Source organism: Emticicia oligotrophica DSM 17448, assembly GCF_000263195.1.
In the GTDB taxonomy this organism is placed as follows: Bacteria; Bacteroidota; Bacteroidia; order Cytophagales; family Spirosomataceae; genus Emticicia; species Emticicia oligotrophica.
The window spans coordinates 1,900,338-1,914,023 of sequence record NC_018748.1 but is presented as its reverse complement, the minus strand read 5'-3'; the positions used below and the strand labels follow the sequence as shown (position 1 = coordinate 1,914,023).

The window sequence follows — 13,686 nt, the reverse complement described above, 5'->3', positions numbered from 1 at the left end:
AAATAAATGTCTCATAAAATCCCCAATACAAGTAAAGTGTTGGGGATTTTTGTTATACCTCTAAAATTTTCCAAAAATATTTCATTAGTATGCTTGCATAATAATTTTAAAAATATTTATCTTTGTAACAGTATGCACGCATAATATTCTTTGATAAAAATATTCATCTATAAATACCATGACAGCAACCGAAAATAAAGCATCGATTAAAGGTGGCGAATTCTTAGTGAAAGAAGTAGAAGCTCACCAAATTTTCATACCAGAAGAGTTTACTGAAGAGCAATTAATGATTGCTGAAACTTGTCGTGATTTCTTAAAAACAGAAGTTCACCCACGTTTGAATGAAATTGATAATGCAAAATCGCCAGAGTTAATGTCAACTCTAATGACAAAAGCTGGCGAGTTAGGTTTGTTGGGTACTGCAGTACCAGAAGAATACGGTGGATTTGGTATGAACTTCAATACTTCAATGCTAGTTGCTGAAGCTCTTGGAACGGGACACTCATTTTCAGTTGCACAATCGGCACACACAGGTATTGGAACATTACCAATTGTTTATTACGGAAATGATGAACAAAAAGCAAAATATCTTCCATTGCTTGCTTCGGGAGAATGGAAAGCTGCTTACTGTTTGACAGAGCCAGATTCTGGTTCGGATGCAAATTCTGGTAAATCGAAGGCTGTTCTTTCAGCAGATGGAAAGCATTACATTATCAATGGACAAAAGATGTGGATAACCAATGGTGGTTTTGCAGATTTGTTTATTGTTTTTGCAAAAATTGATGATGATAAAAACTTGACGGCGTTTATTGTAGAAAAATCGTTTGGTGGAATTACAATGAATGAGCCTGAGCATAAATTAGGTATTAAGGGTTCAGATACGCGTCAGATTTTCTTCAATGATTGCCATGTTCCAGTAGAAAATATGCTTTCAAGTAGAGGAAATGGATTTAAGATTGCTGTAAATATTCTTAATGTTGGACGTATCAAGTTGGGGGTAGCAGTTATTGGAGGTTCGAAGGGTTCTTTGAATCATGCAATCAATTACGCAAATGAGCGTAAACAATTTGGTGTTTCTATTGCAACATTCGGAGCTATTAAGCATAAATTAGCTGAAATGGCTACTCGTATTTTTGTTTCTGAAACTGCAAATTACCGTGCGGGGCAAAACATTGACGATGCCATTGAAGATTTAAAAGCACAAGGTTTGAATGATGCTGATGCGAAGTTAAAGGCACTCGAACAATTTGCCATTGAGTGTGCAATCATGAAAGTACATAGCTCAGAGGTTTTAGATTTTGTAGTAGATGAGAGCTTACAAGTATATGGTGGTATGGGTTATTCGGCAGAAGCTCCACTTGAGCGTGCCTATCGTGATGCCCGTATTAATCGAATTTTTGAAGGTACAAATGAAATCAATCGAATGTTGATTGTTGACATGCTTTTGAAGCGAGCAATGAAAGGCGAACTTGATTTGATGGGCCCAGCAATGGCTGTTGCCAAAGAAATCATGTCTATTCCTGATTTTGGTGCTTCTGATGATGAAACACTATTTGCAGCAGAAAAGAAAGTATTGAAAAACTTGAAAAAAGCTGCTTTAATGGTTTCAGGTGCTGCTGTACAGAAGTTTATGATGTCATTATCAAATGAACAAGAAATTTTGATGAATGTAGCCGATATGGCCATCGAAATTTATGCGGCCGAATCAGCATTATTAAGAGTTGAAAAACTGATTGGTATCAAAGGCGAAGCGGCGGTATCACTTCAAAAAGATATGGCTTTGATTTACTTACAAGAAGCAGTAGCCAAAGTAAATAATGCAGGCCGTGAAGCAATTACTTCATTTGCAGAAGGTGATGAATTGAGAGTAATGTTAATGGGCTTAAAACGCTTCACGAAAATCGAACCAATGAATGTGAAAGAAGCTCGTCGCAGAGTAGCTGATGCTATGATTGCCGAGAACAAGTATATTTTTTAATGGATAGGGTAATTTTTTAAAGGCTTAGAATCAACAACTAAAAATCAATAAACCGTCTTTCTGATTTGGAAGGCGGTTTTTTATTTTTCAGAAAATATGTACCTTTGACACTTGAAATGATAATTCGACAGATATTATTCGTAATTCATCAATCTTAAACTCTGAAATTAGTCAAGTTATGGCATACGGACTCCTTAAAGGTAAAACAGGCATCATTTCGGGTGCATTAAACGAAAAATCAATCGCATGGAAGGTTGCGTTGAAAGCACACGAAGAAGGTGCTAAAATCGTATTGACAAATGCACCTATCGCAATGCGTATGGGTGAAATCAATAAATTAGCCGAAATATGTGAGGCTCCAATAATCCCAGCTGATGCAACTTCATTAGAAGATATCGAAAATCTTTACACAAAATCAATGGAACATTTCGGTGGAAAAATCGACTTTGTTCTTCACTCAATTGGTATGTCACCAAATATTCGTAAAGGAAAAGCTTACGGAGATTTGAACTACGATTGGTTTTTGAAAAGTGTTGATATTTCTGCTCTTTCATTCCATAAATTCTTACAAACAGCCGAAAAACTTGATGCCATGAATGAATGGGGTTCATTTGTAGCATTAAGCTATATGGCTGCTCAACGTACATTCCCATTCTATACAGATATGGCAGAAGCTAAAGCAATGTTAGAATCAATTGCTCGTAGTTATGGGTATCGCTTCGGTAAGTTGAAAAAAGTACGTGTAAATACTATTTCTCAATCTCCAACTGAAACTTCAGCAGGTTCTGGTATTGGAGGATTTGATAAATTCTTCGATTTTGCCGATAAAATTGCTCCACTTGGCAATGCATCGGCTGATTCATGTGCAGATTATTGTATCACATTATTCTCTGACCTTACTCGTATGGTTACGATGCAAAACCTATTCCACGATGGTGGTTTTGTAAATACAGGTATTTCGGAAGATGTAATGGAAATGATGAATAAATAAGATATTCAATTAATTTCAATAAAAGCCTCGGTAAGTAAAATACTGCCGAGGCTTTTTGTATTATTTAAAGTTTTATCTGTGATTATCAATTAATTGGAACAAAAGTATATAACTTTTCCGTTATTTTGCAGTAAACAAAATAAATTAAAAATGGAAACATTAGGTTATTTGGCTGGTATTCTAACCACCTTGGCATTTGTTCCGCAAGTGTTACAAATCTACCGCACAAAATCTGCTAAAGATGTATCCTTAGCTATGTTCTTGATTTTTACTACAGGTGTAGGTATGTGGTTGATATATGGAATTAAAGTGAAGGCATTTCCAGTGATTGCAGCCAATGCAATTACATTGATTCTTTCCTTGGTGATTCTGTTTTTCAAATTCAAATACAGAAAAACATCACTTTAAGATTTTCTTTTGGTCGATAAAAATTTCAAATCACCAAAAGAAAATCACTATGCTCTTCAAACAATAGATGAGACAGTCAAACTTGGTACCCGAGCAAAGCCAAACATAGAACCCGAACAAAGTCAAATTTGGTATCCGAGCGAAGCTAAATTTTGTACCCTAATGAAGTCGAATTTGGTACCCGAGCGAAGCCGAGGGTCAGTTCCCAGATTTCTTCTCAATAATCTCATCAATTACAAAAAACGGACGTTTTTTCACTTCAACATAAATTCGACTAATATATTCTCCGATAATGCCAAGCATAATTAGCATTACGCCACCTAGAAAAAACATTCCCACTGCTAAAGAAGCAAGGCCTGGAGTTTCTTCAGGAGTATGACCAAATACTTTGAATCCAAATAATCGGTGTAGTAAAAAGAATAAACCTATAAAAAGCGAAGGAAATGCGATTGTAATTCCTAAATAAGTGGAAACACGTAATGGGAAGCTTGAGAAGCCAAATAAGCCGTCTAAGGCCAATTTTACAAGTTTTTTGAAAGTATATTTTACTTCACCAGCAGCACGTTCGGCACGCTCATAAGTAACACCTATTTGTCGAAACCCTGCGTAAGCCCGCATTCCTCTAATGAAGCGAATTTGCTCAGGCATATCGTGTACTAAAACATTCACTACTTTTCTGTCCATCACACAGAAATCTCCGGAATCAAGTGGAATTTCAATATCTGAAATAGCGGCTAGAATTCTATAGAAACTTGAATAAGCTATTTTCTTGAAGAAACCCTCCTTACGTTTAGTACGTACAGCATACACAACCTCGTAGCCTTCACGCCATTTATCTAAAAAGCGATATAGCTCTTCTGGTGGGTCTTGTAGGTCGCCATCCATAATAATGATAGCATCGCCTTTTGCTTCTTGAATTCCCGCTGAAATAGCTGGTTGATGACCAAAGTTTCTTGAAAGTTTGATAACCCTAACGTGTGAATCCTTTTCAGCCATAACACGCATCATCGTGAGTGATTTATCTCTTGAACCATCATCAATCAACACGATTTCGTAATCTTCTTTCCAAGATGGGGCAGCGTTAGTAAGGCGAGTATAAAGATTTTGGAGGTTTTCTTCTTCGTTATAAATCGGGATAACAATCGAAATCATTGGTCTGCTAAAGTAGGTCGATGCTCAATAGTTGAAAAAAACAACTATTTTCATTTGTTGAGTAATTATCTAAATATTAAATAGTAGTTAATCGGTAAGATTGAGATGTTTATCGTTCATTGATAAGCCCAATTATACAAATTACATTTAATATAATGCAAAGATATGTTTTTTGAAGGAGAAAACTGAGAAAAGTAACGATAAGAAAACAAAAAAGTCTTGCCTTTGGAAAGACAAGACTTTTAATTTTTGTGAGCGTATGTTATAAAAACGCAGATGTTTATTGAAAAGTTTTACACTTGAAAAATAGTCTAATTATTTTTCAAAATAATATCAAAATCCAATTTGACCAGAAAGGGAAGCTCCATAAGGTACAAAATCAGCACTTATACCCATCGCTTTACAAGCTTCCGCAGCAACCCTGATAGAGTTATTTGTGCTTCGTTCATCAGGGTAAATATGCACCATATTTGCTAAGTAAAGGTTTTCGGTAGCAGTTTTACAATTTGTTACTTTGTTCGAAAAGTTCAAATCACAAACGGTTGCGGCTGTATTAGTTTTGAAAACAAAGACATTTTTTATCCAATCTTCCGAAAAATCAGGATTAATTTTCTTTAAAGGTGGAATCATTACTGCTTTAATTTCTTCTTCGGTCATACTAGCCAATGACTCACTCATGGCAAAATAACGAGACAGATAGATGATATGCGAACCCTTGTATTCTTCTTTCGGAATAAAGTTTGTGTGTTCAATAACTCCACCGAAAGGATATCCTTCGTCGGCAACATTCATCCAATAAATATGACTAAATGATTTTTTCAGTTCTAAAATTGTACAAACTGCACCAAAATACTCAACCCCATTGGCATTAAGTGGGCAGTTTTTAATTTTATCGAAATAGAGAGAAGGAATTGTTAAAAGAAACTTTCCACCATCAATAGTCATGTTTTTTGTTATAATGCCTTCTACTTTACCATTTGATAATTTAAACTCTTCAATTGGCTCGTTTTTGATTAATTCTACACCCATTGATTCTAAGCGATTCATGAGTGTATCCATCAAGGTTTTCCAGCTACCGCTGATATATCCCAAACGTTCGTCTCCTCCTTTTCGAGAGTTTAAGCGTTGAGCCATCCGACCAATCATCCAAGCTAAAGGCACCTTATTGGCATAAGGCCCAAATTTAATATTGAGCATGGGCTTCCAAAGTGCATCAGTAATATCTCGACCTGCCCAACGATAAAACCAATCCAATGTTGGAATACCTTCATTTTCACGCCATTTGGCCACTTTACCAAGGAAAAGACTTGTTAGACCAAAACGAACTTTACCAATTATTCCAACGGGTTTGAACTTTAATAAATCAATCGGAGAATTAAAGTCATAGATTTTTCCATTACGAAAAACGCCCATGGTTGTTTTTTTGTAGAAAGCTTTATCGGCTATTTTTAAATCTTCAAGCAACCAACGAAGTTCGGCATCTTGTGTGAAAAAGTGGTGGTAATAATGTTCGAGTTGGTTACCACCTATTTCAAAAGTATTCAGAAGCCCACCAAATTTATCGCTTCCTTCGATTACGGTTACTTTTACTCCCTGTTTGGCAGCAATATAAGCGGCCGCAAGACCAGTCATTCCACCACCGATGATAGTTAGTTTTTCTTTTCCGCTAGTAGTGGATGTATTGTTTACTTCAGTATTCATAATAAATGTTCTCGAAAGAGATTTATAAAAATTTATTCTTGTCTATGACCAACATTAGGCTACTTAATTTCAATCACTTGTTCTTTGATTATTTTAAATTGGCCGTTTTCAAGTTTTCCGATTTGCATATTAAAAGTTCCAATAGGGAGGTCAGGCTTGGCTACAATGACATCTATTCGATTGTTATAAAACTTTTGAGAACTTAAAAAATTTGAAAATTTATTTGCTTGAGTTTCAAGGTAAAAAGCCAGTCGATTTTTGTCATTGCTAAATAAAGCATAGTAACCATCATATCTACGGTTGGCAGGAATGAACAAATTGTTGATTTCTATGTGGAAAAGATTGCTTTCTTCCTTAATTTTTACCAATTCGCCCGAATTACCTACAATTTGGTTTTTATAAAGTGTAAAATTTAAGCTATCTATTTCAGCAGGTGGTGTATAATTTTTGAAATGAACACGACTTATCCACAAGATATCATTAACATATTTCATTACTCCCGGAACAAAACCTGCATAATTATAGGGCGGGATAGGTAATCTTTGATAAGATGAGATAGGAGCGTGGTCATCGGGAGTGCGAGAATGTGCAAAAGCATAATAATAATATCGCCCATTATTTTTCCAATTCAAAATGGTAGTTCCGAAGAATTTTCTACGATTTTCTACATCGTCCCAAGCTTCATAGTAAGAAAAAGCACCGAAAATGAAAGCAACCAAAATGGAAGTTTTTAAATACTTTGACCAGTTTTTAACCTGAATAACATTATAGAAACTCAGATATACAATGATAAAAAGAATCAATGCAACCGTTTTGTATCGACTGGCAAAAGCTTGTTCTAAACCCTGACTCGCCCTTGAAGCAGCGAAAGCAGAGCCACTTAAGCCTACAAATATTAAAGCAGCAAGTAAAAAGAGGTTAAATTTGGGGTATTTGATGATATTTTGGTACAAAGTACTCGTTTTTTCAATGGCTAATCCCTTGTAGGTTGTTTGAAACCAAAAGTATAAAAACACACATAATTGATACAAAACCCAAGCTAGCATTAAAACCCCAAACAAAATAGCCACCGTATATTTAAGCATAATATTATAAAACTGCACGGTGCTATCTATTGGTGAACCAAAAAAAGCAAAAATATCTGCTATCAGAATGTGAGGATATTGGGTGAAATTTATCATCACATCAGGTCGAATACCCGGTTTTTTGAAATCAAAGAAATAAAGGATAAATGAAAAACCAAGAATTGCCAAGTATTGAATTCGTTCAGAACGGGTACGAGCATAAAACACTAACGGAATGGCTGCTATAAACGAAAACATTCCATTGCCATTAGTAAACATAGCAATAAAGAATAAGACATTGGCCAAATAAAAAGCCCACTTTTGCTTGTTGAAAAGTAGTAAAGAAAACCCCCATAGACCAAAAATTATCACAATGTTTGGCTGAAGTGAGGTAATCGCCCAAAAGATATTTTCAATGGGTTGTATATTAAAAATGAAGAATAAAATCGGAATTAAATAAGCTAATCCTAAATTAATTTCTCTCAAAAGTCGATAAAATACAAAAGGAAGTATCATGAGGTACGAAACCCCCATAATCATTAGTATTTGATAATTGGCTTCTCCAAATAAATAATAGCAAAGTAGCGTACTAAGACGAACATAAAGAATTCGGTGTTCGCACATTTGAGAAAAAAGCAAGCCAATTTTCTCAGAGAATGTTTCTTGTTGCATCCAACTTGCCAAGAACCCCTCGATGCCATGCCAATCATCATTCCAACCAATATTGAAAGAATTATTTAATACAAACACATAAAAGCCAACAATAGGCAAAAGTATCAATAAATAGATGATTGTTTTTTTATTCATGATTTTGTGCGAAAGAAAAATAATTTTATACCTTTTCTACTGTTTGAATGTAATTCTGAAAGTGAACAGCGGGTAAAAAATTAAAATTTACTCGGTAAGAAAGTACCGTAAAAACTAAGATAAGAGTACTCAAGAATGCTTGCATCAGGATTCCGAAGAATAACAGAAGACCCCAAAAAGGAATAGAAAGGCTAAAAATATATACCAACGAAATTCCGAATAATGCTAATAAAATAAGGAAACAAACGGCAATTAGTAATCTTACAGATACAGTATCGACATATACAGCAACCGCACTTAAGCCATGAATGACCAGTGAAGTGTAATTCATCTTAGATTTACCCATGTATCTTTCTCCACGTTCTAAACCTACTGATTTATATAACAATCTTGAACGAATTACTCCACCCGGATAATGATTCCATATGTCTGAGATGTGGGCAACATTATCAACTAATTTTTTGGGAATAACCGAGAAGTTTCCAAAGTTGATAACTTTTCCAGTAAGAAATATAAAAATGAGTTTATAGACTTTATAGAATATTTTGAAGAAAAAACTCTCTTTTCGCTTAGTTCGACGAGCAAAAACAATTTCATTTGCCTTTCCACTCACTGCTTCTTCAAGTAGAATGAGTAAATGTTCGGGTTTATCCTCACCATCAACATCCATCACAACCACGAAGTCTTGCTCAGACTTTTCATTCAAGTATGAAATACCAATGGCGATTGATTTCTGATGACCAAGATTTTTATTAAGATTAATAATCTCAACTGGATGTCCCTCTAACTTGGCTTTGTTTACTTCAAGGCTCGAGCAATCATTTACAACTACAAAACGATAATCAGCAAACTGTGTTGGTAAAAGTACTTTACGCACATCTTCTACGAGTTTGTAAAGACAATCCCAGTCATTGAAAAGAGGTGTAATGATAGCTATTTTATGAGACATAAAACTCCAGCCCCGAAAAGGGGAGAAAAAAATACAATTATTAATTTGGCAAAAATACTAAAAATTAGTTTCGAGTGTTTTTATTTGTTCATCGTAAGCTGCCAAAGTATGTTGAATAGTAGAATTATATTCAAAATTTAGCCATTTGTTAACATCAGCAAACATTTGTTTTCGATTTTTTAGGAAATAAAGATTGGTTGTTGAATGAATATTACTTAGTCCACCTCGATGTTTTCGATAAACACCCATTGTTTCTGGTATGTAATGAATTTTTCCAGTAGCTGCCAGTTGAATAACCAAAGCCCAGTCGCCAGCCGCAGCACGACTATGCCAATCAACAAAATCTTTTTCACGAAAAATATTTCTGTAAAGTGTAGATGCAGTGGCGATAAACCAACTATCTTCCAAAATATCCACAATCGTTGATTCTATTTTTTGATTATCATCATTGAAATTGTGTTCAGGAAAACCATCTTCGTAAATTACTCGCATATTATGGTGACAAATCGCATAATCAGGATTTGTTTCCATAAAATCTACTTGTTTTTGTAGTTTTAATGGGTCTGTCCAATAGTCATCACCTTCGCAAAGGGCTACGTAATCTCCTTTACAAGCTTTTAACAAACCCAAAACATTGTTTCTTCCGCCAAATTCCTTCGGTTCTTTTGGTCCTTGATTTTCTTTATGTAGAAAAGCCCGAAAGATTGCGGGGTACTTATCCACATATTGTTGAATGATTTGTTGATTATTATCAGTAGAAGCATCATCACCAATGATAATTTCAAAATCAAAATCAGTTTTTTGCATTAAAGCACCGTCAAGCATCTGACGGATATATTTTTCGTGATTATAGGTAGGTACACAAATACTAACTTTAGGTATCATTATTTAGATTTTAGTCGATGAGGTAAAAGTGCAAAAAAACTATAAAGATTACTTAGCCACTTTGGAAAAATATACTCTCTGATTATTTCTCGACGAATTTCTGTGCTTGGTTTTCCTAATCTTAGATATTGAATAGCAACGGGTAATTGCTTAAAGTATTTGCCTGTATATTGTTTACTATCAAGCATCATTCGGTAGTAGCGAGCAATATTTTTATTGAGCGTTTGATGAAACTTATAGTTTAATTCTTTATCAATACCACGGTACATACCAATCCGATTTTGCAAGAACTCGGCATCTTTATAGCCATCTGTGAAGCTCATGCCACTATGACGGTTTTTTCTGTAAACCGACATCACTTCATTTATATACCTGAATTTGTTTCCACCTTTGCCTAATAGAATGTATCGAGGGATATCACCACTTTTTGATTCGTGGAACCACTGTGGATAATGATTAATCACACCATTTCTAAATAAAATTGCAGAAGTAGCTATAAACCAAACTTCATCTTCGCCAATAAAGTCTTCAACCGTTACAACTTCTTTTTGGTCAGGTTGATTAACAAATTGGTTGGGGTGAGAATCATCATCAAAGATAATTTCAGCATTATGAAAGCACGCTACATAATCTTCGTTTTGGTCTAAAAAGTCGGCAAGTGTCTGAAGTTTTTTATCTGTTGTCCAATAATCATCACCATCCATAGGTGCGATGTATTTTCCTTTAGCAATAGCCAAGGCTGCTAAGGTATTATTCTTGCCAAAACCACCAAGATTCTGTTGGTGTAGCATCGGAACAATTATACTAGGATATTTAGTATGATATTCTTTAATGATTTCTGCAGTAGTATCTGGAGAAGCATCATCGCCCACAATTACCTCAAATTTAAAATTGGTTTGTTGAGCAAGTATAGAATCGAGTGTTTTTCGAATAAATTTTTCGTGTTTGTAAGTTAATACAATTACACTAACTTTTATATCAGATTGCCCTTCTTGAGCCTTTTGAGTAAAGGCATTATTTTCTACTTCCAATGGATTCAAAAAATTAATTATTGACTACACAAATACGAGCTTTATTACAAAGCTTTAAATACTAGGTAAAATTAATTTAAAAAGGCTTTATAATATTAGAATAACATTAAATATTCTGATTATGAGAGTTTTTTTGCCCTATTTGATACCTTAAATCAATAAATCGTCTTATTTTTACATCGAAAAATACAAACAAACTATAAAACCGATATGCCTGTTACCACTGAAACATTTCCTTGGTTGAAATACTATCCCCAAGGAGTTCCATACGAAATTAACCCAGAAGCCTACCCCTCAATTTTGGAGTTGATGGAAGAGGGTTTTAAAAACCATACCAACAAGTCGGCCTATGCCTGTATGGGTAAAGAAATTACATTTGGGCAATTAGATACTCTCTCAAAAAACTTTGCAGCTTACTTACAAAGTATAGGTATGCAAAAAGGTGACCGTATCGCCATTCAAATGCCAAATGTACTACAATATCCAGTGGCGATGTTTGGTGCTTTACGTGCTGGTTTAACAGTTGTGAATACGAATCCGCTTTATACACCACGCGAAATGGAACACCAGTTCAAAGACTCTGGAGCAAAAGCAATCGTAATCGTAGCAAATTTTGCCTCAAGTCTTGAGAAGATAATAGCACATACTTCAATTAAGCATGTATTCGTGACAGAGTTGGGTGATATGTTAGGTTTCCCGAAAAAGCAAATCGTCAATTTTGTTGTCAAGAGTGTAAAGAAAATGGTGCCTGCTTTTAGTCTCCCTTCGGCAGTGCCTTTCATGAATGCGGTGAAACAAGGAGCTAGCCTTACTTGGGCGAAGCCTCAAATGAAGAACTCTGATTTAGCTTTTATCCAATATACAGGCGGAACAACAGGAGTTTCGAAAGGAGCAATGCTTACACACCGAAATATTGTAGCTAACCTTGAAGCAAACAATGTATGGCAAGGCGTACTGACTCATAAAATCACCGATGAAAAAGTGGTGGTTGTGGCAGCATTGCCTTTATATCATATCTATGCTTTAACTGTAAATGCTCTTACTTCATTGAAAACGGGTACGATGAATTTGTTAATTACCAACCCACGTGATTTAGAAGCATTTATTAAGGATTTGAAAAAATATCCACCGCATGTATTTACAGGTGTGAATACACTTTATAATGGTTTATTGAATCACCCCAAAATCAAAGAAGTAGATTTTAGTAAACTAGTAATTACATCGGCTGGTGGCATGGCTCTTCAAGGTGTAGTAGCTAATCGTTGGAAAGAACTTACGGGTAATTTACCTGCCGAAGGCTATGGTTTGTCTGAAACTTCGCCTGTACTTACATCAAATCCTTTGATTGGAGAGAATAGAGTAGGTACTATTGGTATTCCGTGGCCAAGCACTGAAGTTAAAATTTTGAAAGATGATGAAACTTGGGCAGCCGTAGGAGAACCCGGCGAAATTTGTGCTTTCGGGCCACAGGTAATGGCAGGATATTATAATCGACCAGATGAAACTGCTAAAGTTATGTTTATTGATGCCGATAAGCGTGCTTGGTTTAAAACAGGTGATGTTGGAGTGATGGATGCAGATGGCTACTTCAAAATTGTTGATAGAAAGAAAGATATGATTTTGGTTTCGGGCTTTAATGTTTATCCAAACGAAATCGAAGATGTAGTAGCTACTTGTCCGGGAGTACTCGAAGTTGCTTGTATTGGCGTGCCTGATGAAAAATCAACCGAAGCGGTGAAGGTATTTGTGGTGAAAAAAGACCAAAATCTTACAGCAGATGATATAAAGAAATATTGTCGAGAAAACTTGACTGCCTATAAATGTCCGAAACATATTGAGTTCCGAACAGAATTACCAAAAACCAATGTTGGTAAAATTCTTCGTAGAAGTTTAAAAGAAGAAGAAATGGCTAAGAAGTAAGACAGGTAAAATAAATAAAAAGCTCGATTCAACCGAATCGAGCTTTTTATTTAACTTAAAAGTAAAAAAGTAGTATGCCTACTAAATATTAATCATATCTTTTCTCAAAATTTATCGTTAAGCAACAAATATTTTCATAATTTTGGCCATCTTTTTCGAGATAAAATAGAGTTCGGCCTAAAATCTAAAACATATACAATGAAGATTTTTTCGAAAGTGATACTTTGTGTTTGTCTATCAATTGTTGTTGGTGCTTGTAGCCGTTCTGCTAGTCCCAGCAAAAATACTAATATTGCAATCGGCGATTACGAAGAAGATCTTTCGGCTGTACGGGTAAAATATGAGGCTAAACCAACAACTACAATACCTACAGAAACAAAGGTTGTTGTAAAAGATAAATCGACAACAGCCATTGCAACACTTCCGCAGCAAGTAAATACACAAGTAGATATTGCCCTTGATTCAATAGCTGTTCGAAATAAGAATATTCGCTATGCTTCAGGATATCGTATTCAAGTATATGTAGGAAATGACCGCAGAGAAGTAGATGAGGCGAAAGCTTTTATCTATCAAAGTTTTCCAGAGCTCAATACTTATCTTTCTTATAGCCAACCCACATACAAGCTAAAAGCAGGTGATTTTACTTCAAAATTAGACGCTGAAAGGTATTACTCGCAAATTAAGCAACGTTACTCAATGGCTATGATGGTATCAGAGCGAATCGATATAAAGAAAAGTATGCAAACCAATTAATTTTGGATTTTGAATAATTGCTAGGAGGTTTAGTTCTTAAACAATTA

The 13,686-nt window shown here is 35.1% G+C and carries 11 protein-coding genes; 5 read left to right on the top strand and 6 right to left on the bottom strand.

Going from position 1 to position 13,686, the window contains the following annotated elements; all coding sequences use genetic code 11:
- Positions 1-178 precede the first annotated feature (178 nt).
- From EMTOL_RS07945 to EMTOL_RS07935, 3 genes are all read left to right on the top strand, one after another.
- Positions 179-1,978, top strand: coding sequence for an acyl-CoA dehydrogenase FadE (locus tag EMTOL_RS07945; protein ID WP_015028760.1), 1,800 nt, complete (start codon positions 179-181; stop codon positions 1,976-1,978).
- A 178-nt stretch (positions 1,979-2,156) separates the two neighbouring features.
- A complete protein-coding gene (locus EMTOL_RS07940) occupies positions 2,157-2,969 on the top strand; it encodes an enoyl-ACP reductase FabI (RefSeq protein WP_015028759.1) in 813 nt (270 codons plus the stop codon).
- A gap of 150 nt (positions 2,970-3,119) precedes the next feature.
- Positions 3,120-3,377: an SWEET family sugar transporter gene (locus EMTOL_RS07935; RefSeq protein WP_015028758.1), complete on the top strand. Its 258-nt coding sequence runs from the start codon at positions 3,120-3,122 to the stop codon at positions 3,375-3,377.
- 198 nt (positions 3,378-3,575) lie between these two features.
- Here the strand turns inward: EMTOL_RS07935 and EMTOL_RS07930 are convergent, their stop codons facing one another.
- From EMTOL_RS07930 to EMTOL_RS07905, 6 genes are all read right to left on the bottom strand, one after another.
- Positions 3,576-4,529 (bottom strand): glycosyltransferase family 2 protein, encoded by a 954-nt coding sequence (locus EMTOL_RS07930; protein ID WP_015028757.1) that lies wholly within the window; start codon positions 4,527-4,529, stop codon positions 3,576-3,578.
- Positions 4,530-4,862: 333 nt separating this feature from the next.
- Positions 4,863-6,230, bottom strand: a complete 1,368-nt coding sequence (locus tag EMTOL_RS07925) for an NAD(P)/FAD-dependent oxidoreductase (protein ID WP_015028756.1) — start codon at positions 6,228-6,230, stop codon at positions 4,863-4,865.
- Between the two features lie 59 nt (positions 6,231-6,289).
- Positions 6,290-8,101 (bottom strand): hypothetical protein, encoded by a 1,812-nt coding sequence (locus EMTOL_RS07920; protein ID WP_015028755.1) that lies wholly within the window; start codon positions 8,099-8,101, stop codon positions 6,290-6,292.
- A 25-nt stretch (positions 8,102-8,126) separates the two neighbouring features.
- Positions 8,127-9,050: a glycosyltransferase gene (locus EMTOL_RS07915; RefSeq protein ID WP_015028754.1), complete on the bottom strand. Its 924-nt coding sequence runs from the start codon at positions 9,048-9,050 to the stop codon at positions 8,127-8,129.
- Positions 9,051-9,107: 57 nt separating this feature from the next.
- Positions 9,108-9,935 carry a glycosyltransferase gene (locus EMTOL_RS07910; protein WP_015028753.1) on the bottom strand — a complete coding sequence of 276 codons (828 nt, stop codon included), beginning with the start codon at positions 9,933-9,935 and terminating at the stop codon, positions 9,108-9,110.
- Positions 9,935-10,975 carry a glycosyltransferase family 2 protein gene (locus EMTOL_RS07905; protein ID WP_015028752.1) on the bottom strand — a complete coding sequence of 347 codons (1,041 nt, stop codon included), beginning with the start codon at positions 10,973-10,975 and terminating at the stop codon, positions 9,935-9,937. Before EMTOL_RS07905 ends, EMTOL_RS07910 begins: the two co-directional genes overlap by 1 nt.
- 201 nt (positions 10,976-11,176) lie before the next feature.
- On the opposite strand from EMTOL_RS07905, the gene EMTOL_RS07900 reads away from it, so the two are divergent.
- Complete coding sequence (locus EMTOL_RS07900) at positions 11,177-12,886, top strand: AMP-binding protein (protein WP_015028751.1); 1,710 nt, start codon at positions 11,177-11,179, stop codon at positions 12,884-12,886.
- A 198-nt stretch (positions 12,887-13,084) separates the two neighbouring features.
- Entirely contained in the window at positions 13,085-13,639 is a 555-nt protein-coding gene (locus EMTOL_RS07895) for an SPOR domain-containing protein (protein ID WP_015028750.1), read from the top strand.
- Positions 13,640-13,686 lie beyond the last annotated feature (47 nt).